The organism is Spiroplasma endosymbiont of Asaphidion curtum, from assembly GCF_964031085.1.
GTDB lineage: Bacteria > Bacillota_I > Bacilli_A > Mycoplasmatales > Nriv7 > Nriv7.
In genome coordinates, this window is record NZ_OZ035001.1 from 1,065,846 (window position 1) to 1,090,535 (window position 24,690).

The 24,690-nt window shown below is 25.5% G+C and carries 32 protein-coding genes and 1 riboswitch; of the genes, 6 read left to right on the top strand and 26 right to left on the bottom strand.

The genetic code is table 4. From position 1 onward, the window contains the following. Positions 1 to 13 precede the first annotated feature (13 nt). On the bottom strand, positions 14 to 250 hold the full coding sequence (locus AAHJ00_RS06375; RefSeq protein WP_342223650.1) for a hypothetical protein: 237 nt from the start codon (positions 248 to 250) through the stop codon (positions 14 to 16). Positions 251 to 263: 13 nt separating this feature from the next. After that, positions 264 to 557 carry a hypothetical protein gene (locus tag AAHJ00_RS06380; protein WP_342223845.1) on the bottom strand — a complete coding sequence of 98 codons (294 nt, stop codon included), beginning with the start codon at positions 555 to 557 and terminating at the stop codon, positions 264 to 266. Between the two features lie 189 nt (positions 558 to 746). Here AAHJ00_RS06380 and AAHJ00_RS06385 point away from each other — a divergent pair. Continuing rightward, a protein-coding gene (locus tag AAHJ00_RS06385; protein ID WP_342223477.1) for an IS5 family transposase occupies positions 747 to 1,570 on the top strand; the annotation gives its coding sequence in 2 pieces (ribosomal slippage) (positions 747 to 1,143 and positions 1,143 to 1,570; 825 coding nt in all). A 152-nt stretch (positions 1,571 to 1,722) separates the two neighbouring features. Here the strand turns inward: AAHJ00_RS06385 and AAHJ00_RS06390 are convergent. The 6 genes from AAHJ00_RS06390 to AAHJ00_RS06415 all read right to left on the bottom strand — a co-directional run bounded on the left by AAHJ00_RS06390 (position 1,723) and on the right by AAHJ00_RS06415 (position 4,356). After that, a complete protein-coding gene (locus AAHJ00_RS06390; RefSeq protein WP_342223846.1) occupies positions 1,723 to 2,340 on the bottom strand; it encodes a hypothetical protein in 618 nt (205 codons plus the stop codon). Positions 2,341 to 2,375: 35 nt separating this feature from the next. After that, the gene (locus tag AAHJ00_RS06395) at positions 2,376 to 2,618 is read right to left on the bottom strand and encodes a hypothetical protein (protein WP_342223847.1); all 243 of its coding nucleotides are present in this window, start codon (positions 2,616 to 2,618) and stop codon (positions 2,376 to 2,378) included. A gap of 15 nt (positions 2,619 to 2,633) precedes the next feature. Beyond that, complete coding sequence (locus AAHJ00_RS06400; protein ID WP_342223648.1) at positions 2,634 to 2,864, bottom strand: hypothetical protein; 231 nt, start codon at positions 2,862 to 2,864, stop codon at positions 2,634 to 2,636. Between the two features lie 164 nt (positions 2,865 to 3,028). Further along, complete coding sequence (locus tag AAHJ00_RS06405; protein ID WP_215825617.1) at positions 3,029 to 3,241, bottom strand: hypothetical protein; 213 nt, start codon at positions 3,239 to 3,241, stop codon at positions 3,029 to 3,031. Positions 3,242 to 3,270: 29 nt separating this feature from the next. Beyond that, on the bottom strand, positions 3,271 to 3,405 hold the full coding sequence (locus AAHJ00_RS06410; protein WP_342223848.1) for a hypothetical protein: 135 nt from the start codon (positions 3,403 to 3,405) through the stop codon (positions 3,271 to 3,273). Next, positions 3,406 to 4,356: an IS30 family transposase gene (locus tag AAHJ00_RS06415; RefSeq protein WP_342223478.1), complete on the bottom strand. Its 951-nt coding sequence runs from the start codon at positions 4,354 to 4,356 to the stop codon at positions 3,406 to 3,408. 57 nt (positions 4,357 to 4,413) lie between these two features. Here AAHJ00_RS06415 and AAHJ00_RS06420 point away from each other — a divergent pair, with 57 nt between their 5' ends. Then, on the top strand, positions 4,414 to 4,839 hold the full coding sequence (locus AAHJ00_RS06420) for a transposase family protein (RefSeq protein ID WP_342223511.1): 426 nt from the start codon (positions 4,414 to 4,416) through the stop codon (positions 4,837 to 4,839). Positions 4,840 to 4,926: 87 nt separating this feature from the next. Next, complete coding sequence (locus tag AAHJ00_RS06425; RefSeq protein WP_342223849.1) at positions 4,927 to 6,525, top strand: hypothetical protein; 1,599 nt, start codon at positions 4,927 to 4,929, stop codon at positions 6,523 to 6,525. On the opposite strand, the gene AAHJ00_RS06430 is transcribed toward AAHJ00_RS06425, so the two are convergent. The 4 genes from AAHJ00_RS06430 to AAHJ00_RS06445 form a co-directional block, all read right to left on the bottom strand. Beyond that, positions 6,522 to 7,472 carry an IS30 family transposase gene (locus tag AAHJ00_RS06430; protein WP_342223478.1) on the bottom strand — a complete coding sequence of 317 codons (951 nt, stop codon included), beginning with the start codon at positions 7,470 to 7,472 and terminating at the stop codon, positions 6,522 to 6,524. The two genes, AAHJ00_RS06425 and AAHJ00_RS06430, sit on opposite strands and share 4 nt — an antisense overlap. Before the next feature lie 79 nt (positions 7,473 to 7,551). Beyond that, entirely contained in the window at positions 7,552 to 7,908 is a 357-nt protein-coding gene (locus AAHJ00_RS06435; RefSeq protein WP_342223488.1) for a helix-turn-helix domain-containing protein, read from the bottom strand. A gap of 334 nt (positions 7,909 to 8,242) precedes the next feature. After that, positions 8,243 to 8,572: a hypothetical protein gene (locus tag AAHJ00_RS06440; protein ID WP_342223850.1), complete on the bottom strand. Its 330-nt coding sequence runs from the start codon at positions 8,570 to 8,572 to the stop codon at positions 8,243 to 8,245. 268 nt (positions 8,573 to 8,840) lie between these two features. Then, on the bottom strand, positions 8,841 to 9,041 hold the full coding sequence (locus AAHJ00_RS06445) for a helix-turn-helix domain-containing protein (RefSeq protein WP_342223851.1): 201 nt from the start codon (positions 9,039 to 9,041) through the stop codon (positions 8,841 to 8,843). 122 nt (positions 9,042 to 9,163) lie between these two features. On the opposite strand from AAHJ00_RS06445, the gene AAHJ00_RS06450 reads away from it, so the two are divergent. Together AAHJ00_RS06450 and AAHJ00_RS06455 are read left to right on the top strand one after the other, a co-directional pair. Next, entirely contained in the window at positions 9,164 to 9,436 is a 273-nt protein-coding gene (locus tag AAHJ00_RS06450; RefSeq protein ID WP_342223852.1) for a transposase family protein, read from the top strand. Beyond that, on the top strand, positions 9,336 to 9,818 hold the full coding sequence (locus AAHJ00_RS06455) for a transposase family protein (protein ID WP_342223853.1): 483 nt from the start codon (positions 9,336 to 9,338) through the stop codon (positions 9,816 to 9,818). The genes AAHJ00_RS06450 and AAHJ00_RS06455 overlap by 101 nt, the downstream gene beginning before the upstream one ends. 178 nt (positions 9,819 to 9,996) lie before the next feature. Here AAHJ00_RS06455 and AAHJ00_RS06460 read toward each other — a convergent pair whose 3' ends face one another. The 12 genes from AAHJ00_RS06460 to AAHJ00_RS06515 form a co-directional block, all read right to left on the bottom strand. Next, positions 9,997 to 10,314, bottom strand: coding sequence for a helix-turn-helix domain-containing protein (locus AAHJ00_RS06460; protein WP_342223683.1), 318 nt, complete (start codon positions 10,312 to 10,314; stop codon positions 9,997 to 9,999). Between the two features lie 133 nt (positions 10,315 to 10,447). Next, positions 10,448 to 11,271, bottom strand: a protein-coding gene (locus tag AAHJ00_RS06465; protein ID WP_342223477.1) for an IS5 family transposase whose coding sequence is annotated in 2 segments (ribosomal slippage) — positions 10,448 to 10,875 and positions 10,875 to 11,271 — 825 coding nt in all. Because the reading frame shifts where the segments join, the coding sequence is not laid out codon by codon here. 85 nt (positions 11,272 to 11,356) lie between these two features. Continuing rightward, complete coding sequence (whiA, locus tag AAHJ00_RS06470; RefSeq protein ID WP_342223854.1) at positions 11,357 to 12,307, bottom strand: DNA-binding protein WhiA; 951 nt, start codon at positions 12,305 to 12,307, stop codon at positions 11,357 to 11,359. Positions 12,308 to 12,336: 29 nt separating this feature from the next. Beyond that, on the bottom strand, positions 12,337 to 13,281 hold the full coding sequence (gene trxB / locus AAHJ00_RS06475) for a thioredoxin-disulfide reductase (RefSeq protein WP_342223855.1): 945 nt from the start codon (positions 13,279 to 13,281) through the stop codon (positions 12,337 to 12,339). Beyond that, positions 13,265 to 14,488, bottom strand: coding sequence for a prolipoprotein diacylglyceryl transferase (locus tag AAHJ00_RS06480; protein WP_342223856.1), 1,224 nt, complete (start codon positions 14,486 to 14,488; stop codon positions 13,265 to 13,267). The genes trxB and AAHJ00_RS06480 overlap by 17 nt, the downstream gene beginning before the upstream one ends. A 27-nt stretch (positions 14,489 to 14,515) precedes the next feature. Then, positions 14,516 to 15,448: an HPr(Ser) kinase/phosphatase gene (hprK, locus tag AAHJ00_RS06485; protein ID WP_342223857.1), complete on the bottom strand. Its 933-nt coding sequence runs from the start codon at positions 15,446 to 15,448 to the stop codon at positions 14,516 to 14,518. Between the two features lie 171 nt (positions 15,449 to 15,619). After that, complete coding sequence (locus tag AAHJ00_RS06490; protein ID WP_342224627.1) at positions 15,620 to 16,042, bottom strand: transposase family protein; 423 nt, start codon at positions 16,040 to 16,042, stop codon at positions 15,620 to 15,622. A 2-nt stretch (positions 16,043 to 16,044) separates the two neighbouring features. Next, entirely contained in the window at positions 16,045 to 16,236 is a 192-nt protein-coding gene (locus tag AAHJ00_RS06495; RefSeq protein ID WP_342223858.1) for a hypothetical protein, read from the bottom strand. Next, positions 16,220 to 16,438, bottom strand: coding sequence for a transposase family protein (locus tag AAHJ00_RS06500; protein WP_342223859.1), 219 nt, complete (start codon positions 16,436 to 16,438; stop codon positions 16,220 to 16,222). Before AAHJ00_RS06500 ends, AAHJ00_RS06495 begins: the two co-directional genes overlap by 17 nt. A gap of 226 nt (positions 16,439 to 16,664) precedes the next feature. Beyond that, positions 16,665 to 16,898: a hypothetical protein gene (locus AAHJ00_RS06505; RefSeq protein ID WP_342223860.1), complete on the bottom strand. Its 234-nt coding sequence runs from the start codon at positions 16,896 to 16,898 to the stop codon at positions 16,665 to 16,667. A 10-nt stretch (positions 16,899 to 16,908) separates the two neighbouring features. Next, positions 16,909 to 19,779 carry an excinuclease ABC subunit UvrA gene (uvrA, locus tag AAHJ00_RS06510; protein WP_342223861.1) on the bottom strand — a complete coding sequence of 957 codons (2,871 nt, stop codon included), beginning with the start codon at positions 19,777 to 19,779 and terminating at the stop codon, positions 16,909 to 16,911. A 31-nt stretch (positions 19,780 to 19,810) separates the two neighbouring features. After that, positions 19,811 to 20,704: an energy-coupled thiamine transporter ThiT gene (locus AAHJ00_RS06515; RefSeq protein WP_342223862.1), complete on the bottom strand. Its 894-nt coding sequence runs from the start codon at positions 20,702 to 20,704 to the stop codon at positions 19,811 to 19,813. A gap of 38 nt (positions 20,705 to 20,742) precedes the next feature. After that, positions 20,743 to 20,834, bottom strand: a riboswitch (TPP riboswitch). A gap of 355 nt (positions 20,835 to 21,189) precedes the next feature. Between AAHJ00_RS06515 and AAHJ00_RS06520 the strand changes: the two genes are divergently transcribed. Continuing rightward, positions 21,190 to 22,140, top strand: coding sequence for an IS30 family transposase (locus AAHJ00_RS06520; protein WP_342223478.1), 951 nt, complete (start codon positions 21,190 to 21,192; stop codon positions 22,138 to 22,140). Between the two features lie 44 nt (positions 22,141 to 22,184). Here AAHJ00_RS06520 and AAHJ00_RS06525 read toward each other — a convergent pair whose 3' ends face one another. Both AAHJ00_RS06525 and AAHJ00_RS06530 read right to left on the bottom strand, forming a co-directional pair. Further along, positions 22,185 to 23,576 (bottom strand): MFS transporter, encoded by a 1,392-nt coding sequence (locus tag AAHJ00_RS06525; protein ID WP_342223863.1) that lies wholly within the window; start codon positions 23,574 to 23,576, stop codon positions 22,185 to 22,187. 116 nt (positions 23,577 to 23,692) lie between these two features. Beyond that, a complete protein-coding gene (locus AAHJ00_RS06530; protein WP_342223864.1) occupies positions 23,693 to 24,652 on the bottom strand; it encodes a GMP reductase in 960 nt (319 codons plus the stop codon). Between the last annotated feature and the right edge of the window lie 38 nt (positions 24,653 to 24,690).

Below are 24,690 nucleotides of genomic sequence, written 5' to 3' on the forward strand. Positions count from 1 at the left end.
AAAAATTACCAACTTATTTATTGACTCCTCAATCAGCAACTGATTTTCGATATTTTTTACGAAAACCAACTTTTGGTCGTTCAATATGAATACCTAAAATGCCACCAATCACAAGATTTATCACAAGCATAATTAGTGGAAAAATAATAATACGAATATCTGTTCCCGGAATCGTTAAAGTTCAAATTAAATCAAAAACTTTATAAAACATATCGCCAATCAAACTAGCCATTTTTTCTAAGTTTTCCATTTTTTAAACTCCTTTACTTATTTTTCTTCTTTAGATTATTTTTTAACTTAGTAAGTATCTTACTGAATTTTTCCATTTTTAAATATTCTAATGCTTCAATATCCATTACATTATCATTTCAAAATTTATGCTGATAATTATCATTCAAAGCACGATTACTTAATTCACGCAAGAATGATAAATATTTATTATCGTAAAGATTTAAAATTGACATCGGAATTTTCAATTTAAAGAAATAAATATCTAATTCCGGAATGCTACGATACTTGATTTTGCGACCTTTTTTATCATTTTTTGCATTAATCAAAGTTAATCGTCATTGTTCGTATTCGCTTACCGATTTAAAAGTGCCATAAATAACTTGCAAATAGGGTCGGAAAATACTAACCGGTTTTTTTCTAATGCCAACAATTATTAGACTTCTTGCATTACTTATTTATTAAACAAAATTCCTATAAAATATATTTAAAATAGAAATTATAAGGAATTTAAGATTATGAAATTTGATAAATTTAATTTTATTAATGATAAAGAATTATTACGATTAACTGGAATAAAGCAAAGTACTTTTAATAAAATGTTAAATATTTTAAAAGAAGCTGAGTTAAAAAAGTTTAAAAGAGGTGGTAAAAATAATAAATTATCATTAGAAAATAGATTATTGATGACTTTATCATATTGACGAGAATATCGTACTTATTTTCATCTTGGTAAAAGTTTTGATATTAGTGAAGCTAGTTGTTATCGAAATATCAAGTGAATTGAAGATATTTTAATCAAACATCCTGATTTTCAACAACTTGCTGGTAAAAAAGCATTAATAAATGATTATTTTAATGATAAAACAATTATTATTGATGCTACAGAAACACCCATTCAACGCCCAAAAAAAGACAAAAACAATCTTATTCAGGAAAAAAGAAAAAACACACTATTAAAACACAAGTAATTATTGAAAAAGAAAGCAAAATAATTATTGCAACAAATTTTTCTCTCGGTAAAAAGCATGATTTTTGTTTATTTAAAGAATCAAAAATCCCAATTTTAAAAAATACTAAATTAATAGTTGATAATGGTTATCAAGGAATACAAAAAATTCATAGTAATGTTCTAATACCTAAGAAAAAAACAAAGAAAAACCCTTTAAATAAAGAACAAAAACATAATAATAAATTAATTTCAAAAATGAGAATTATTATTGAAAATATTTTTGCTATTCTTAAAAAATTTAAAATTATTACTGAAAAATATCGTAATCGTAGAAAACGATTTAGTTTAAGATTTAATTTAATTGCTTCAATTTATAATTTGCAATTATAGATAACATAAAATATTTATTTAAAATTAAATTTAAATAATAAAATAATTTTTTGTTGTGTCAAAATTTACACATTTAATAAAATCCATAAGTATTAACCTAATAAAAGTTAGAAATTACTATATAGTATTTTTTATTTACAAATAATTTGTAATTATTTTAATAAGTAATGCAAGAAGTCTATTGAATTCGCAATATCACGAACTTTAACTCATATATGTTCAGCTCGTTGTCCGCTTGCTAATACGATATGGGTAAATTGCCGAGCCGAAGCGAAATATTCTTGTAAACCTTGGGTTACTCTATCATTTTCTTTATAATCAGTTCCTTCTAAAAATAAATTAGTTTCATCTCATAACAGTAAATGTTTTTCATCTAAAATTGGATAATTATAATCTAAAAGTGACATATGCCCTAATGAAAGCATTTGTTTATCCGTAATCGGAAAAGTAGAAATCGTTTTTCAACCACTTAATAAGTAAGAAGCTAAAACCATTAAAGCGGTTTTTCCAGTTCCTAAAGCACCAATTACTAAATTTAAAGGTGAATTTAATAAGAAATTAATAAAACTACGACGAGCAAAGAAATGAGAAATTTTAGTATATAAAATATACAAAGCAATTAATAAATAAATAATATCAAATAACATTCGTCAACTTTGAGGATTATAATAATGTAAAATCGCACCATAAAATCACGCAATAATAAATAAAGTGCGATTTAAAGCGACAAAATCATATAATCTTAAATTTATTTTTTTAAACAATAGCATCACTTAAATCACACTTTATTTATTTTTATTACTATCTATCTGCCGGGCATTAATTTTTCAAACATTTTGAAAGCGATTAAAAATAAACCAATAATCACGCCAAACAAGAAAACTCAATATGTAGCAAAGAAATTAACAACATTTGGCATATTACCACCAATAATATCAGTTCAAATATTACCAAATGCTTTAATTAATGCTTTTCATAAGTTAGTAACCGCTTGTTCACCAGTAATTGCTACCGGTGGCGTTATTGCATCAAGAAAAGTTCTAAACATATAATCACCCCCTTTCTAAACAAAATATGATTTAACCTTATAAAATAAAATAACCATAAATAAGATAATGAATACTAATACCATTCAAAAAGCAATGTTTGCTATTAAAAGTCAAAGTAGTTCTTTGGTCAAATCAATTTCTTTGCCAGAAACTCACGCCGGAATAACTTTAATTTGAATAAATAAATCTCAAAAATACAATTTTGTCATTTCTCAATCTAAATCTTTTCAAGCAACTAAAAACATAATAATTACCGCTTAAAAGGTCAAAAAAGTAGAAAAATAATGGCCGAGAAGAGCATTACAATTATTAAAATTGAAAACAAAAATACAACTTGGGGTGGTAAATCGGCAGTTGGATAAATTAATTCAATTAACTCAATAATTATTTTTTTAAACATTTTCTAAACCTACTTTTTAATTTCTTTTTCATCTTGTTCTAATAAATTTCGCTTAAACTTTGCAATAAATATTCGTTGTGAATAAGTAAAATCTTTTGGCAACTGTTTTGCTTCACTACCATATTTCTTTTTATCTTTAAAAAACCGATAAATATTAACTGCAATATAATATGCTAGTAATAATGTTAAAATCGTAAAAAATACTAATCCAAATATACTCATCTTTATTTTCTCCTTAATTTTCTAATCTTTTAATATGCAATATTAACACAAAGTCAATTATCACCGACTAAATCAGTTCTAACAGATTCAACTGCAGATTTAGACGCTCAAATTTTTTGTTCTAATCCAATTTTTTTATTGCCAAATTGTAAAGTTAAGTGCAACTAAATTATTTTTCTAACCAAATATTCGATTGGTGAAAGATAATTTAGTATTTTTCTTGGTCTTTGGTTTAAAGACAATATAAATTTATGAACTGCATTTTTAGTAGTATTTGAAAAATTAAATTTTTTAGGAAATTTTTCTCTAATTAAACCATTAGTATTTTCATTAGTACCTCTTTGTCAAGGCGAATACGCATTAGCAAAATAAATTTTCACATTTAAATTTTTTTCAAGTTGTTGTCAATTAGAAAATTCTTTACCCCTATCAAATGTTATAGTCTTAACAAGATTATTTGGAAGAATTGATAAATAATGGCTAATGTTTTCGTTAACAACTTTAGTAGTTCTATTTTCAACTAACATTGCTAAAGTAAATCTTGATGTTCTTTCAACTAAAGTTATTAAACATGATTTACTTTTACCTCGTGATGATACTACAGTATCACCTTCTCAATGACCAACAGTTATACGATTATTAACATTAATATTTCGTTCTTTAATTGATTTACCATTAAATTTACCGCGATTTTCTTGAGATTTTCGTTTCTTACCTTTTCTTCTTAAATTTTTATTAGTAACTTTTTCAAGTAATCCAGAATAAATTCAATTGTAAATTGTTTTAAAACTAATAATTCATTCTTTATGAAAATTTTTAATTCTGCCATAAATTTGTTCAGGCGATCAACCTAATAGTAATTTTTGTTGTACATATTTTACTAATTCTCTATTTTTAAACTTATGAAAATAAACATGTGATTGTTTTCTGTTTTCTGCTTTATTTTGTGCAATTAATGAAAAATAATGATTACTATCTTTATTTCTATTGACTTCTCGAATAATAGTACTAATACTTCGATTAAGATTTTTAGCTATTTCACTAATTTTTACTTTAAACTTCAATTGATTCTCAATATAAATTCTTTCATATATGCCAAGATGTTTGTAACCCATATAAAAACTCCTTGCTTTGTTTTTTCTAAAATAAACTTAGCATCATGAAATTTTTATATGAGATTTTTTGCAATTTTATTTACTTGCACTTACAAGTATAATTCAGCAATTATTGATTTATTTAACAATAAAATTATTTCAGTAGATTTTTGTTATGGCAGTATTCATGATTATAAGTTATTTTTAAAATCAAATACACTTATAAATCCAAAATTAGAATTAATTGCTGATTCAGGATATCAAGGTTTGCAAAATGTTCATAAAAATACATTATTGCCAATTAAAAAGAGTAAAAATAATCCTTTAAATCCAGATAAAAAGGAATATAATAGCTTTTTAAGTAAAGTTAGAATTGCCATTGAACATGTTTTTGCTAGATTAAAAAGATTTAAAATACTAGTTTATCGTTATCGCAATAAGATTAGAAGATTCGGATTACGATTTAACTTAATTTCAGAAATATATAATTTTGAATTAAGCTAGTTATAGTTATGTACCAAGTCTAATGAATAATAAATAATTTTATAGTAAAATAATGACATTAGAAAATAAAGAATTGGGTGAAATGAAATGAAGGGGAAAGCAACTAAACCATTGTTAATATCACTTTTTTTAATTCTTTTGTTAGCACCAGGAATTGCTTTTCTTATTGTTTTGGTTAATGATTCATTAGTTACAAGTTTTACTAATGATCTTAATGTTTTTGCAAGAGAAGAATATTACTTACAATATTTTCAAGATACTTATAATTTTTCTTTGGAAAATACTAAAATACTTTTACAATATTTATCTGATTTTTATGATTTTAAAATAATTGCCAGTATGAATACCCAACTTGCCTATACAATTACCGGAACTTCATTAGTATTTTTAGGAATTTTTATTATTTTAGGGGGAGCATTTTTTTTAAATAAAAAATGAAAAACAACAAGAGCATTAGTAGTTGTTTTATTAATTTTTTGAATTATAACAATTGTTGGTTTTGCGTTATTAGCTGTTGGTCAATATAAATATCAATGAACTAATGAAACAACTTTAAATTCACTAGTAAAAGTTAAGGATGCTAAAGATATTATTATTATTCCCAATCCTTATTATTTTGAGATTGAAGAATTTCATGAATTTTTAGTGGTGTTATCTGGTAAGAAAATTCATTCTGAAGCTATTGATTGATTTAAAAATTTTCTTTTTAAAGAATTTTATCAAAAGTTAATTAATTTAAAAGGAAATACTAATGAGTGAATTAGTGAAGTTGGTATTTGATGAGTTTTTCTTATTCAAGCAACATTGGTGTCTTTAATTGTTGCTTTTGATTATACTAGTTATGCTAGTCATTTAGTGAAGCCTTCTTTTGTTTTTAATAAACGAGAAAAAATTTTATTATTTGGTCAAAATTGGTTTCGAAAAACTTGGGTTTCTTTTAAACAACCAACAATTTGAAATGTTTTGCGAATTTCAATTTTTTTAATTTCATTATTTATTTTAATTGAAGTTATTTTGATTATTGCTAATTTTCTTAATAAAGATTTAGTAAATCTTTATGATTTGTTATCAAAATTTCCTTATGGTCATAATAATCCTAGAAATATTCTTGAAATTCTTGGACAACCACAAGAAATTATTCGTGAGACTTTTTTGATTGAAATTTTGGCACCGATTTATTATTATCCTAATTTACCAACTGTTTTTGTTGTTCAATTTGTACCAATTTTAGGTTTAACATTTTTAATAATTATTTGAAGTGTATCTTTTGTTCTTATTAAAAGGATATCTTATTTATCTCGTGGTTCAATAATCTTATTTTATACTTTTTTTCTGCCAATTCTTTTTGCTGGTTTATTTCTTTTTACATATTCACAAACTAATACTAATAATTTAATTGTTGTTGCTAATGATATGCTTTATAAACTTAAAGAAAAATATCCTGATTTTCAAGTTTCATATTATAAATCATCCTTATTTGGAGGGGCTATTTCTAATACTGGTGAGTGAATTGTATTTAGTGTTGAAATTATTGTTCTTGTTGTCTTTTCAATTATTATTTCCTTTTTGTTATGGAAAATTTATCAACAAGATAATTTAAAAATAAAAATGGCAATTCCTAATTTTATTTTAGAAAAGAAAAAAAGAGTTAAGAAAGTGCCAAATTGTAAAGTTAAGTGCAACTAAATTATTTTTCTAACCAAATATTCGATTGGTGAAAGATAATTTAGTATTTTTCTTGGTCTTTGGTTTAAAGACAATATAAATTTATGAACTGCATTTTTAGTAGTATTTGAAAAATTAAATTTTTTAGGAAATTTTTCTCTAATTAAACCATTAGTATTTTCATTAGTACCTCTTTGTCAAGGCGAATACGCATTAGCAAAATAAATTTTCACATTTAAATTTTTTTCAAGTTGTTGTCAATTAGAAAATTCTTTACCCCTATCAAATGTTATAGTCTTAACAAGATTATTTGGAAGAATTGATAAATAATGGCTAATGTTTTCGTTAACAACTTTAGTAGTTCTATTTTCAACTAACATTGCTAAAGTAAATCTTGATGTTCTTTCAACTAAAGTTATTAAACATGATTTACTTTTACCTCGTGATGATACTACAGTATCACCTTCTCAATGACCAACAGTTATACGATTATTAACATTAATATTTCGTTCTTTAATTGATTTACCATTAAATTTACCGCGATTTTCTTGAGATTTTCGTTTCTTACCTTTTCTTCTTAAATTTTTATTAGTAACTTTTTCAAGTAATCCAGAATAAATTCAATTGTAAATTGTTTTAAAACTAATAATTCATTCTTTATGAAAATTTTTAATTCTGCCATAAATTTGTTCAGGCGATCAACCTAATAGTAATTTTTGTTGTACATATTTTACTAATTCTCTATTTTTAAACTTATGAAAATAAACATGTGATTGTTTTCTGTTTTCTGCTTTATTTTGTGCAATTAATGAAAAATAATGATTACTATCTTTATTTCTATTGACTTCTCGAATAATAGTACTAATACTTCGATTAAGATTTTTAGCTATTTCACTAATTTTTACTTTAAACTTCAATTGATTTTCAATATAAATTCTTTCATATATGCCAAGATGTTTGTAACCCATATAAAAACTCCTTGCTTTGTTTTTTCTAAAATAAACTTAGCATCATGAAATTTTTATATGAGATTTTTTGCAATTTTATTTACTTGCACTTACAAGTATAATTCAGCAAACTAATAATTCATTCTTTATGAAAATTTTTAATTCTGCCATAAATTTGTTCAGGCGATCAACCTAATAGTAATTTTTGTTGTACATATTTTACTAATTCTCTATTTTTAAACTTATGAAAATAAACATGTGATTGTTTTCTGTTTTCTGCTTTATTTTGTGCAATTAATGAAAAATAATGATTACTATCTTTATTTCTATTGACTTCTCGAATAATAGTACTAATACTTCGATTAAGATTTTTAGCTATTTCACTAATTTTTACTTTAAACTTCAATTGATTCTCAATATAAATTCTTTCATATATGCCAAGATGTTTGTAACCCATATAAAAACTCCTTGCTTTGTTTTTTCTAAAATAAACTTAGCATCATGAAATTTTTATATGAGATTTTTTGCAATTTTATTTACTTGCACTTACAAGTATAATTCAGCATTAATAGAATATATAAACTCTTGACAATAATCTTTGCCAAACTCATCCACATTAACTCACATTTTCATTTCTAAAACTCCTCAAAAAATTGCAATAACTTAGTTAAATAACTCAACTAACATCGATAATTAACGGGCGGAGCATACGCTTTCCGCACCGTTTAAACACCATAAAAGCCAACTAAGATTTTTTTTACCCCTTATTTTTAAAACACCGTAAAACATCTTTAAAATGAATTTTTAAAATAATCAAAACTTACAACCTTTTTATCATGTTCTTTTTCCGCAACAAAAAAACCTAACAACTCATGACCTAAAATCAAATTAGATTCTTGTCCTTTATTATTAACCAAAACCAATTGATATTTACCATCTTTAATTATTCCAATACAAATAGAATTTTCATATTTCCCTTTGTAAACAAATTGTTTTGAAAATCAAATACCAGCAGGTTCATATAATCACGGAATTTTTGGTGCTTTAATAAGCATTGCCTTTTGTGTTTCTTTTAAAAGATATTTTTCAGTATTTAAAAAAATATTTTCAATATTTCGCATATGCATACCACCCTTACAATATTTAGTTATACTAAACTAAGTTATATTTAACTTAGTTACTTAGTCTTTTAACTTAGTTTAATTATTTCTCTTTAAACTTTTTCTTTAAACTAAATTAACATAACTTTTTAGTAAACTTTGTTTACTAAAAAACTTAGTTTATCAACAACAAGGCCCAAAAAAATATAAGGCATAACTAAAAATAATAAATATTAATTTAACCTTATATTTCTTGTAATAAATAAATGAGCTCGTATTTATTTATTAATTAACAGCAAGTTTGTAAAAACCAAAATCTTGTCATATTGTATATGGTTTCTACATTACTATCTTTATTTCTATTGACTTCTCGAATAATAGTACTAATACTTCGATTAAGATTTTTAGCTATTTCACTAATTTTTACTTTAAACTTCAATTGATTCTCAATATAAATTCTTTCATATATGCCAAGATGTTTGTAACCCATATAAAAACTCCTTGCTTTGTTTTTTCTAAAATAAACTTAGCATCATGAAATTTTTATATGAGATTTTTTGCAATTTTATTTACTTGCACTTACAAGTATAATTCAGCGAAAATAGATTATTGATGACTTTATCATATTGACGAGAATATCGTACTTATTTTCATCTTGGTAAAAGTTTTGATATTAGTGAAGCTAGTTGTTATCGAAATATCAAGTGAATTGAAGATATTTTAATCAAACATCCTGATTTTCAACAACTTGCTGGTAAAAAAGCATTAATAAATGATTATTTTAATGATAAAGCAATTATTATTGATGCTACAGAAACACCCATTCAACGCCCAAAAAAGACAAAAACAATCTTATTCAGGAAAAAAGAAAAAACACACTATTAAAACACAAGTAATTATTGAAAAAGAAAGCAAAATAATTATTGCAACAAATTTTTCTCTCGGTAAAAAGCATGATTTTTGTTTATTTAAAGAATCAAAAATCCCAATTTTAAAAAATACTAAATTAATAGTTGATAATGGTTATCAAGGAATACAAAAAATTCATAGTAATGTTCTAATACCTAAGAAAAAAACAAAGAAAAACCCTTTAAATAAAGAACAAAAACATAATAATAAATTAATTTCAAAAATGAGAATTATTATTGAAAATATTTTTGCTATTCTTAAAAAATTTAAAATTATTACTGAAAAATATCGTAATCGTAGAAAACGATTTAGTTTAAGATTTAATTTAATTGCTTCAATTTATAATTTGCAATTATAGATAACATAAAATATTTATTTAAAATTAAATTTAAATAATAAAATAATTTTTTGTTGTGTCAAAATTTACACATTTAATAAAATCCATAAGTATTAACCTAATAAAAGTTAGAAATTACTATATAGTATTTTTTATTTACAAATAATTTGTAATTATTTTAATAAGTAATGCAAGAAGTCTATTCTTTATGAAAATTTTTAATTCTGCCATAAATTTGTTCAGGCGATCAACCTAATAGTAATTTTTGTTGTACATATTTTACTAATTCTCTATTTTTAAACTTATGAAAATAAACATGTGATTGTTTTCTGTTTTCTGCTTTATTTTGTGCAATTAATGAAAAATAATGATTACTATCTTTATTTCTATTGACTTCTCGAATAATAGTACTAATACTTCGATTAAGATTTTTAGCTATTTCACTAATTTTTACTTTAAACTTCAATTGATTCTCAATATAAATTCTTTCATATATGCCAAGATGTTTGTAACCCATATAAAAACTCCTTGCTTTGTTTTTTCTAAAATAAACTTAGCATCATGAAATTTTTATATGAGATTTTTTGCAATTTTATTTACTTGCACTTACAAGTATAATTCAGCAATTTTAAATAAATATTTTATGTTATCTATAATTGCAAATTATAAATTGAAGCAATTAAATTAAATCTTAAACTAAATCGTTTTCTACGATTACGATATTTTTCAGTAATAATTTTAAATTTTTTAAGAATAGCAAAAATATTTTCAATAATAATTCTCATTTTTGAAATTAATTTATTATTATGTTTTTGTTCTTTATTTAAAGGGTTTTTCTTTGTTTTTTTCTTAGGTATTAGAACATTACTATGAATTTTTTGTATTCCTTGATAACCATTATCAACTATTAATTTAGTATTTTTTAAAATTGGGATTTTTGATTCTTTAAATAAACAAAAATCATGCTTTTTACCGAGAGAAAAATTTGTTGCAATAATTATTTTGCTTTCTTTTTCAATAATTACTTGTGTTTTAATAGTGTGTTTTTTCTTTTTTCCTGAATAAGATTGTTTTTGTCTTTTTTTGGGCGTTGAATGGGTGTTTCTGTAGCATCAATAATAATTGTTTTATCATTAAAATAATCATTTATTAATGCTTTTTTACCAGCAAGTTGTTGAAAATCAGGATGTTTGATTAAAATATCTTCAATTCACTTGATATTTCGATAACAACTAGCTTCACTAATATCAAAACTTTTACCAAGATGAAAATAAGTACGATATTCTCGTCAATATGATAAAGTCATCAATAATCTATTTTCTAATGATAATTTATTATTTTTACCACCTCTTTTAAACTTTTTTAACTCAGCTTCTTTTAAAATATTTAACATTTTATTAAAAGTACTTTGCTTTATTCCAGTTAATCGTAATAATTCTTTATCATTAATAAAATTAAATTTATCAAATTTCATAATCTTAAATTCCTTATAATTTCTATTTTAAATATATTTTATAGGAATTTTGTTTAATAAATAAGTAATGCAAGAAGTCTATTATTTAATTGTCATCAGAATCAATACTTTTAAGCAATAAATAACTATTTTTAATTTCGCGCATCATATGATTTATTCCTGATTTAGAAATCATACCGTGATAAATATTTTCATATAAATCACAAAGCTCATTTAGCGAAGCTTCAGGATTATCTAACCGTAAATTAGCAATTTGCTGAGTTTTTAACGATAACTTTAAAAAATAATCATTTTCTTTTAAAAAATTAATCATCTTAATTTTTTCAATAGCCGCTTTATTAGTTTTTTGTTGATTAGAAATTTCAATATTTGTTAAACGATTAATACTATTATACATATCCCGTGAAATCCGTTCATTTTCAAACGATAATAGTGAAAGACTTGCATCAATTAATTTTAAAAAATCAGCAATTTCAGTTGATTTTTTTAAATAAATTAAAGGTTTTTTACGACGATAAATGCGTTTAAATTTAAAACCAAAACTATTTATTAGTAATTGTAACTTCCTAATAAACAAAATATCAATTCCTTGGATTTCTAAATGATAATTACTAATCCTTGGAGAATTAACACTACCAGTAGCAATAAATGCTCCCGCAATAAATGCTCTTTTTGATATCTCACTCGTTAATCTTCCAAAATTAACAACTAATTCATTTCGTTTAATATCATAACTAATATCTTTATCATTAATGATTAAAGAAATAATATGCGAAAGATCTAACTTATATATAATAGTTTTAATTCCCGTTGTCAAAATTTCTGGATAATAATTATAAATTTCAGCAATTAATTTTTTAACAAAAATAGCAACGGTTTTATTAGAACATTCAAAAATTAATTGCTTACGATTAAATATCGCTAACGATTTTATTAATCCCAATAAAATAGCTTGCTTTGCTGGATGACTAAATTCCTTTTTCATAATTTCTTGCTTAACAATTTTAGAAAAAGACATCACTATTAATCACTCCATTCATAAAACTGCTATTAATTAAGCATCTGTTACAATTTTAATTTATCTAAATATTTTATTGCTTCTTGAGCAGCAATCGCACCATCACCAACAGCAGTCGCAATTTGTCTTAAAACTGTCTGACGAACATCACCAATTGCAAATATTCCCAAAACACTAGTATGCATTATTTCATTAGTAATAATATAACCATTTTCATCACAAATTTTCAAGTCTTTAACAAAATTAGAAATTGGTGTTGAACCAATATAAGGAAAAATTGCACTAGCATCAATTACTTGTTGCTCTTTTGTCACAGTATGTTCAATAACAACTTGTTCAAGAGAATTTTTACCAATAACTTCTTTAACAACATAATTTAATAGTCATTCAATTTTATTATTATTTTGAGCAATCGTTAACGCTCCTTTCGAAGCCCGAAATTCATTTCGGCGATGTACTAAATATAACTTTCTAGCAAACTTAGTTAAATATACCGCTTCTTCAATAGCAGAATCACCTCCGCCAACAACAACAATATCCTTATTACGAAAAAATGCTCCATCACAAACCGCACAGTAAGAAACTCCGTGACCATATAATCTCTTAGCACCATCCACTAATAACTCATTTTCAACAGTTCCCGTAGCAATAATAACTGCTTTAGCAACCCATATTTTACCATTTTCACCAGTAATAATCTTATTATCACCATCGGATGCAATTTCAATATTTTTTACCTTAGTAGCTTCATATCCAGCGCCTAATTTTCTAACTTGCATATCCATTGCTAATGACAAGTCAGGTCCTAATATTTTATCAAAACCCGGATAATTTTCAATATCATAAGTTTTTACCATTTTTCCTCCGGGAGGACCTTCATTAATAAGAAGTACTTTTAACTCCGCACGACATGCATAAATCGCACTAGCAAATCCACCAGGACCGGCACCAATAATAATTAAATCAATATCAGTATTAATATTGTTTTTCATATAATCACCTAATTTGTCTTCATTTACGAACGCTAATAATTTGTGCAAAAATTATCAAACTAATTCCGATAATAACACCAAGTCCTAAAAATATATAAGTACCCACATAATCATAAGGAAATAAAATATCACTTTCATCACGAAACATTTCCAAAATAATTCGCACCATACTATACATAACTACATAACTTCCAGTTTGAACACCAACTCGTGTCATTCAATATTTATCTGGATTAGCATTTTTTTCTAAAGGTTTAGCATCTTGAGTTCATAATTGTTTAATTCTTATTCATTGATTTTTAAATCATCGTTCCATAAGTCTAAAAAATGGATTATTAGCTTTTAAATGCGGTTCTGGATATTTTCTTACTACCGTTAACTTTTTTGTTTTACTCGGAGTTTGTTCAAAATAAGCTTGATTTCAACAATTTAACTTTCAAAGACGATGATAATAAATTTTTTTAAACGGTGTTGCCCATTTTTTTTCACTTTCCAATAATTCCACATCTTTTTCTCAAAGCGGAATAAATTTTTTAGGATATTTCTTTCAAGGTTTAACACTATTTCACATACCAATTTTAGGAATAACAAAAGTAATTAGTACCCAAGAAAATAAATTAATTAATGATTCATACAAAAACAAAGGATGACGAACAATCCCAATTCCTTCAGCTGGACTACCATCTAAATTAGCTTTTCTTAAATTTTCTAATAATCAATTCGGTAATCAATTTAATGAAGTAGTTATCTGTCCTAAAAGTTCATGATTAAAAAAATTACCTCATCGCCCAATAACTTGCCCTAATAAAATATTTGGAATAATGGCATCAGCAAATATTCATAACGATATTTCATATTTTTTAGAATAATGCCGAAATCAAAAATAACCAACAATAACACCAGCAATAACACCACCATGAACTGCTAATCCTGGTTCTCAAATCATAAAATAACCTCAAAACCCATACTGATCAATAATAGGACTATTAATTTTTCCAATAATTGAAGAACCAAAAATTGCACTCGGAACAGTTAAAAAAATACTTCATTCAAATGGTTCAGTCGGAATCTCACGGCGCTTTAATTTAATCCAAGAAGCTAAAATCGAAACAATTATTCCTAAAAGAATAAAAAGCGGATAAAATCTTAAAATACCATTAGTCCCTGGAATTTCATTAGGTACTCAATTTGAATATATATTCATCATTTTTACTTTTACACTTAAACCTTTCTCTTATGTTTTAAGTTCACTATCAATTTGGTTAATAAATAACTCAGAACTATTTATACCTTCATTTTGCAACTTAATATTAATAACAGCTGCTTCAATTAATTCTGAAATATTTCTTCCTAAAGTTACCGGAATCGTAATCGCTGGAATTTTAATACCAAAAATTTCTTCTCTATCAATTTCTGTTTGCACACGATTTAAATTAGCAAAATACTCACTATCAGCCAACTTTAAATTAACAATAATATCAATATCAGTAACTTCCAAAGTTGTTCTTGAACCATACATCTTCGTTAAATTTAAAATTCCAATACCTCTAATTTCAATATGATGCTTTAACTTTTCATCACTACGACCAATAACTTTATTAACATATCTTTGCAAAACAATCGCATCATCACCAACAAATAAATGTCCTTTTTTAACTAATTCTAAAGTATTTTCTGATTTTCCAATTCCACTATCACCTTTAATTAAAACTCCCAAACCATAAATATTAATTAACGATGCATGAACCATTTCCATTGGTGCTAAACGATTATCAATGTAACTAACAATAATATTATAAAAATCATTAGAAGAATAATTAGCCTCAATAACAGGAAAATTTATTTCTTTAGCATATTCTACTAATACTGGTTCATTAAAACGAATACTAGTAAAAATGGCTGGAACATCTTGATTAATAAGCTTCTCATAACGATCCTTTCGCTCTGTTGCTGGTAACTTATTAATATATTCATTCTCTTTACCACCTAATAAAACAATCCGATGCTTACGACTAGTTTCATCAGAAATAAAACCTGCTAATTCTAATCCTGCACGATTAATGCCTCCAATTTCAATTTCTCGTTCCAACACTTGTTCATCACCAGACAATAATGATAAATTAAATTTTTCCACAACTTCTCGTAAAGTTAATACTTTTTTATTCATAATAACATCACCTATCATTTCATATAATTTAATGTTTTCTATTAAATATAATATCACAAAATTAATAAAGAACACACCCAAATAACTACGACATCAAATTCTCCTAAATTAAAAAATGTATCATTTTAAGATGCATTCATATTTTATATTAGACTTGGTACATAACTATAACTAGCTTAATTCAAAATTATATATTCCTGAAATTAAATTAAATCGTAATCCAAATCTTCTAATCTTATTGTGATAACGATAAACTAGTATTTTAAATCTTTTTAATCTAGCAAAAACATGTTCAATGGCAATTCTAACTTTACTTAAAAAGCTATTATATTCCTTTTTATCTGGATTTAAAGGATTATTTTTACTCTTTTTAATTGGCAATAATGTATTTTTATGAACATTTTGCAAACCTTGATATCCTGAATCAGCAATTAATTCTAATTTTGGATTTATAAGTGTATTTGATTTTAAAAATAACTTATAATCATGAATACTGCCATAACAAAAATCTACTGAAATAATTTTATTGTTAAATAAATCAATAATTATTTGCGATTTTAATGAATGTTGCCTTTTCTTACCAGAAAATAATAATTTTAGTTTTTTTTAATTCTTTCAATTGGAATTTCTGTAGCATCAATTGCTAATAAATTATTATTAGTACCCTTATTTTCCAATAATATCTTTTTGCCAGGTATATGAAAGTGACTATTTTTTATTAGAATATTTTCAACTCAAAAGATATTACGAATACAACTAACATGACTAATATTATATTTTTTTTGCAATAATACGATATGTACTATATTCTTTTCAGTATTCTAAAGTCATAAGTAATCTTTGCTCTATTGATAATTTATTTGGTCTACCACCAATTTGTTTTTGTTTAGCTTCAGCTTCTTTTAAAATTTCTACCATTTTCATGAAAGTTTTATATTTTATGCCGATTAGACTATAAAATTCATTTTCGTCTTTGTATTTATCTAACATTTGTACTTCACCTAGGAAATAATATTATCAAAATAGTAAATAAAATTAAAGGTTATGTACCAAGTCTAATATCTAAAATAATTTGTAAATCAGTTACTTTATCAAGCGGAGTTTCAATGACATTATCAATTAATAGACTTCTTGCATAACCTAGTTAATTGTTATCAAAATTATTTTAGATTTTAGAAAAATGTTTATTTTAAAGTGGTTAAATTTAAAATTTTTATTATTTTAATAGGTTATGCAAGAAGTCTAATAAATTATCAATAACTTGTTCTTTAATATCTTCATTTTCTTTAACTATCCCCAAATCAATTTCATTTAAAACAACATTTTCCAATGCTTTAGTTGCTCCAGCAATATCACCAGTTTCATTACTAGTACTATCACAAGCCACAATAACTACAATTGGTAATATTGTTAAACAAATGATTATTGCTATTTTCAAACGAATTTTCATTAATAGTCACCTACTTTATATTTAATTTAATATTATCATTAATTTGATAAACTTTTCTTAAATATTCAGCCGTATATGAATTTTTATTACTATTAATTACTTGCTCTGGTGTTCCTATAACAATTACTTCCCCACCATACTTACCACCATTAGGTCCTAAGTCAATAATATAATCACCTAACTTAATAACATCTAAATTATGTTCAATAACAAGAACCGTATCACCATTATTAACAATGCGACTAAGAACTGATAATAATCTTTTAACATCATCAATATGTAATCCCGTTGTTGGTTCATCTAAAATAAATAGTGTTTTTCCAGTTGCTCTTTTTTGTAAGTAAGTTGCTAATTTAACTCTTTGAGCTTCACCACCAGATAATTGGGTTGTTGGTTGTCCTAACTTAATATATCCCATACCAACATCAAGTAAGGTTTGTAATTTAACATTAATTTTCGGAATATTTGCAAAAAACGCTTGCGCCTCAATAACTGACATATTTAAAACATCATAAATATTTTTCCCTTTATATTTAACTTGTAAAGTTTCATCATTATAGCGCATTCCTTCGCATATTTCACAAGTAACAAAAACATCTGGTAAAAAATGCATCGCAATTTTAATAATTCCTGCTCCCTGACAGCGTTCACATCTGCCACCACGAACATTAAAAGAAAACCTTCCTTTAAGATAACCTTGAGTTTTAGCTAAAGGCGCTGCAGCAAATAAATCACGAATATCATCAAAAACTGAAGTATAAGTTGCTGGATTACTATGCGGTGTCCTTCCAATCGGTTCTTGCGAAATATTAACAACTTTATCAATATTATCCATTCCCTTAATATTTTGATGCTTACCCGGACGATTAACCTTTTGCCCTAAATTTCGTAGCAGATTTTTATATAACACTTCATTTACTAAAGTTGATTTCCCACTGCCAGAAACCCCTGTAACAACAATAAGTTTTCCTAAAGGAACAGTAACATCAATATTTTTTAAATTATTTTCTCTTGCTCCAATAATAGTAATTTTCTTACCATTCCCACTTCGCCGCTTTTTCGGAATCGTAATCGTTTCTTGATGTGATAAATATCTCCCTGTAATTGACTTTTCACTAGCGATAATATCAGCCATTGTTCCCACAACAATAATTTCGCCCCCAAATTTACCAGCTTTAGGACCAATATCAACAAGTCAATCAGCTTGATGCATCATATCTTCATCATGTTCAACAACAATAACCGTATTTCCTAAATCTCGTAACGATTTTAAAGTTTTAATTAATCGGTCATTATCTTTTTGATGTAAACCAATTGAAGGTTCATCTAATACATATAATACTCCTGTCAATTTTGAACCAATTTGCGTTGCTAAACGAATTCGTTGGGCTTCACCACCAGATAATGATTGGGCCGCTCTTGATAAATTTAAATATCTTAAACCAACATCATTTAAAAAACTTAAACGATTAACTAATTCATTAATAACTAACTTAGCAATCTCTTGTTGTTGTTCTGATAATTTTAAACTAAGAATATAATCTAAACTTTCATCAATATCTAAATTAGTAAATTCATTAATATTTATCGTTCCTACTTTAACACATAATGCTTTAGGATTTAATCGTGCTCCTTTACAAGACCAACAAGTTTTTTCACTCATAAATTTCCGATAATATTCACGACGCATTTCATTAACAGTTTCAACAAAGCGTCGTTCAATAATACTAGCAACACCTTCAATATAGTCATAACTTTTATAAGTATTATTACTACTAGATACTAAAGTATAATTTAATTGTTCATCACTACCATACATTAAATAATTAATTTGTTCATCACTAAGATTTTTAATCGGTTGATCTAAGTCAATACCATATTCTTTACAAATAATTTTTAATTTCTGTCATTCTAAACTATCACCACCAATAAAATTTTTATAAAATTCAATCCCACCTTGATTAATTGAAAGATTACGATTAGGAAATAATAAATCTTCATCAACTTCCAAACGAATCCCAATACCCTTACATTCAGAACATGCCCCCATTGGTGCATTAAAAGAAAACAAACGGGGTTCTAACTCCGGAATTGTAAAACTACATTGGTTACAAGCATGATTTTGCGAAAATAATAATTGCTCCTTACTATTAACAAGGATAACTTTTGCTAATCCTTTACTATACTTTAATGATTTTTCTAAACTATCATGAATATTAGATCAAACATTATCATCATCACTTAATTTAATACGATCAACAATAATATCAATATTATGCCGTTTATTTTTATCTAATTGAATATCATCATCTAATGAATAAGTGTGGTTATTAACCTTAACGCGTAAAAATCCTTCGTGTCGCAAAGTTAAAAACAACTCATAATGCGTCCCTTTTTTATCAATAACTACTGGCGACAAAATTTCAATGCGTTCTTCCATTGTTACTTGTTTTAATCGTTTAATCATTTCCTTAATTGTCATTGCTTTAATTAAACCATGACCATTAATACAGTATGGTAACCCCACACGAGCATATAATAATCGTAAATAATCATATATTTCCGTCACCGTTCCCACAGTACTACGAGGATTATTACTAGTAGTTTTTTGATCAATAGAAATTGCTGGTGATAGTCCTTCAATAGAATCAACATCAGGTTTTTCACTATTACCTAAAAATTGTCGGGCATATGCCGACAATGATTCCATATATCTTCTTTGTCCTTCAGCATAAATCGTATTAAAGGCTAACGATGACTTCCCACTGCCAGAAACGCCAGTAAAAACAATTAACTTATTTTTAGGAATTGTTAAATCAACATTTTTTAAGTTATGTTCTCTAGCTCCTTTTACAATTATATATTTTGTTGCATCATCCATCAAATCACCTCCAATAGTTAATTAGCAAATGCTAATTAATTTGATTATTATATTTTTCTTTTCACGGCATTAATACTCTAAATAGTAATGGCAATGATATTATCATTAAAGGATACACAAAAATAAAAACATAAATTAAATTATATATTAATGCATAACCTCAAACACTAAAACCATCTCACGCATAATTGTCAAAATATAATACCCCTGATAATACATCGCATATATATATAATAATACAAATAACTGTTATTATAAAGGAAATTTTAATGTTAGCATTAAACCGCTTTTTAAAATTAATATTCACTATTCCTATTAAAGAAGGCATAATCATAGGAATAAAATAATCTAGTAAATATTGTCAAGGATTAATAATTGCCCCTTGGGGAATAATAATTAATGAAACTAAAGCACTAATAACACCAGTTACGATTCCATGTCAAAAACTAACAACAAAAGCAATTAAAAATACCGGTCAATACTTTAAACCAATACTCCCCCCCATTGGTAATTTAGGAAAAAATATCATCAGATAATCTAAAATTAATGATAAACTAACAAAAAAAGCGATTAATACTAAATCAAATGTTTTTCAATGGCAAATTTTAAAGCATCGTTTTTTAATCATTTTAAAATCAATATTAAATTTTATTGTCTTTTGGTAACTTAATAACCAAATTAATATTAAATTAGCAATTAAAAATAATAATAAAATCACAATAACTGCAATTTTAATAAGTAAAACAATTTTATTATTAATTAATTGTGTATTTCTAACATTAGAAGAAAAAATGCTTAAAAATTTTTCTTCCGAACTTATCGTTATTAACATTATTACTCCAACAATTAAGAAACAAAAAATTACATTAATTAACATTAAAATTCAACGATAAATTTTATTAGTCTTATTTACTTCTTGCACCATTTTTAGCCTCCTTAATGATAGCAAGAAATCTAATATATTTTGAAATATACAAGACTTCTTCCGCTAGTATATTACCTAGTTCAAGTTCCAAGAGTATCTCTCAGGCAAAATGCCACCTCTGTCTTATATCAATTGATATATCCATATAATATTATCAAAATAGTAGATAAAATTAAAGGTTATGTACCAAGTCGGTCGCGTTTAGTTTTCTTAGGTATTGTTTTGAAGAAGTAAAACAATCAGCTAATTATATTATTTAATTACTAAACTACACACCTTTCTTGTTATTGTCATTTTTATTCATCATCATTCTATCATATTATTGAATTTTTACACAATAAAAATTATTAATAATTAAATTTTCACTAATATTATATTGCTGAATTATACTTGTAAGTGCAAGTAAATAAAATTGCAAAAAATCTCATATAAAAATTTCATGATGCTAAGTTTATTTTAGAAAAAACAAAGCAAGGAGTTTTTATATGGGTTACAAACATCTTGGCATATATGAAAGAATTTATATTGAGAATCAATTGAAGTTTAAAGTAAAAATTAGTGAAATAGCTAAAAATCTTAATCGAAGTATTAGTACTATTATTCGAGAAGTCAATAGAAATAAAGATAGTAATCATTATTTTTCATTAATTGCACAAAATAAAGCAGAAAACAGAAAACAATCACATGTTTATTTTCATAAGTTTAAAAATAGAGAATTAGTAAAATATGTACAACAAAAATTACTATTAGGTTGATCGCCTGAACAAATTTATGGCAGAATTAAAAATTTTCATAAAGAATGAATTATTAGTTTTAAAACAATTTACAATTGAATTTATTCTGGATTACTTGAAAAAGTTACTAATAAAAATTTAAGAAGAAAAGGTAAGAAACGAAAATCTCAAGAAAATCGCGGTAAATTTAATGGTAAATCAATTAAAGAACGAAATATTAATGTTAATAATCGTATAACTGTTGGTCATTGAGAAGGTGATACTGTAGTATCATCACGAGGTAAAAGTAAATCATGTTTAATAACTTTAGTTGAAAGAACATCAAGATTTACTTTAGCAATGTTAGTTGAAAATAGAACTACTAAAGTTGTTAACGAAAACATTAGCCATTATTTATCAATTCTTCCAAATAATCTTGTTAAGACTATAACATTTGATAGGGGTAAAGAATTTTCTAATTGACAACAACTTGAAAAAAATTTAAATGTGAAAATTTATTTTGCTAATGCGTATTCGCCTTGACAAAGAGGTACTAATGAAAATACTAATGGTTTAATTAGAGAAAAATTTCCTAAAAAATTTAATTTTTCAAATACTACTAAAAATGCAGTTCATAAATTTATATTGTCTTTAAACCAAAGACCAAGAAAAATACTAAATTATCTTTCACCAATCGAATATTTGGTTAGAAAAATAATTTAGTTGCACTTAACTTTACAATTTGGCATTTTTTAATATCGATTTTATTAACTAACTGATATTTTTAAATGCTTACTATCTTTTCTTTTTAAGAATAACAATATGCACCCCGCTAATACTGCTAATAATGAGACAACAAGAATCATTGTTAAAACAATTTGATATCCCGTTTGGCTAGAAAATTTTTCTTCTTTACCATCAACAATCTCAACAATTTCATAACGATTATAAACAACAGAAGCAATATGTCAAAATCAAGCATCAGGAGAAAAAGAAATTAAAGAAATAAATGCTACCATTAAACCATAATTTTTTTCAGGAATATTTAATTCATTAATTACTGCTCAACGATTAGTTACTAAACATCAACAAGTTATTCCTAAAAGAATAAACATCACTGAAACAATAATTTGAATTGTAATTCTTCCAACAACTCCAAAATTATTAATTGTTGTTCCAAACCCAGGAGTAATAATGGCAATCAAAATTAAACAGCTATTTATTACTAGTCCCAAAGTAATAAAGAGAATGTATTTTTCTCAGCGATCAGCCATATTTCCAGCAAATGAAGAGACAGCAAACCGTGAGAGATAAGTTCTAATGATTCCTAAAATAAATGTTACCACACTAGCAACTTTTAAACTATTTTCTAAGTAATTAATAAAAACGCTTAAACCTGATTGAAACATATAAACACCTAAAATTAATAGTGTTACTAACCACACCTTAATATTACCAATAATAAGTCGTAATTCATCTCACTTAAAAGCAAAAACTTTCGTTTTTTTCTTTTCTTCAACAAATAACATTGTTAAAACACAAACAATTAAAGCTGTTGCTGATAAAACTCAACATAAAGCAGGAAATGCTCAATTATCTAAACTTGTTGCTTTTAAAATAAAATAAATCGCATAAGAAAAACCAACAATTAAAGCACCAAATAAACCATTAATACTGCCTAATAAACCATTAACTGTTCCTTGTTGCTTGTCGGTTGCTTGTTGTGACAATAATTTTCATAATGCTGATCAAAAAATAAATCCTGTTGCTAACCCTCAAATAACAAATATCGCTACTAACTGACTAAAAATAGCTTCTTCAGTACCTTGCATAAACGGAATTGCTCCATATCAAAAACCAACGCCACCAATCATTGCTAAACCACTAACAATTAATAACTTTAAACTAACTTTATCAGCAAGATAACCACCAAATAAATATGATGGCAATAAAACATACCCATATATTGCAAGAGCACTAGTAAATTTTCCTTCACTAATACCAAACTCAGTATGAATATTAGAAAAAACATTTTTTAAATAAAAAGGCAATGTCATTGACAATACATCTGCCATTGCTAAAATAGCAATAGCTCATATTTTTTTACTGCCAAAACTATGAAAAACTCTCACAAAAGATGAATTTTTTAGTTTTGTCATTTTCTTACTCCTCTCAAATATAAACTTATAAATTTATCCTAACATAAGATTTAGCAAAACATCTTTCATTTAAAAGAAAAAATGTCATTTATTTAAAAATAACATTTTTTCTTTTTTTATTCACTAACTAATAAAACATAATCAACGATTCTTAAATCAAAAAGTTTATTGCCTCCCGAATATGAAATTGCTGATTGTAAATCCTGATTAACTTCTCTCAACTTCGAAGCAATATTTCCTTCAATCGGAACAAAAATTCTCTTGCCTTCAATATTATCATTATTTTTTTTATTAAAGGCACTAGCTGAACCATAATATTCTTTCAAAAATTGACCATCAACTTGAACAGTTTTCCCTGGCGATTCTTCCAATCCTGCTAATATCGCTCCCACCATACAAATTGTTGCCCCAAATCTAATCGCTTTAGCAATATCACCATGTTCGCGTAAACCACCATCTAAAATAATTGGTTGTTTAATCGTATTAAAAATGTCTAAACAAGCTTTGGGCTGTCATCCAGCTGTGCCAAAACCAGTCTTTAACTTTGTCGTGCAAACTTTTCCGGGACCAATACCAACTTTAACACAATCAGCTCCTCAAGAAACTAAATCTTGTGCTGCTTCAGCCGTAGCAATATTTCCCGCAATAACAAATGTTTGTGGTAAATGAATTTTAATGTATTTAAGTATCTTTTCCATATATTGCGAATGTCCATGAGCAATATCAATAGTAATAAAATCAGGAATTAAATTTTTTGCTTTTAATTCATCAATGACATTATAATCCTCTAATTTAATTCCTAAACTAATTGAACTATAAAGATTTTGGGCTTTCATTTTAGCAACAAAAGCCACATTATCAAACTCAAAACGATGCATAATGTAAAAATAATTATTTTTAGCTAAAAATAATGCCATTGTTTCACTAATAACTGTTGTCATATTAGCAGGAACAATTGGTAACTTAAATTTAAATTTACCTAACTGCACACTAGCATCACAGTCTTTCCTTGATTCAACAATACATTTTTTAGGTAATAACCGAATATTTTCAAAATTATAATATTCTCTTTTCATACTTTTCTCCTTAAACATTAACTACTATTTTCAATTCA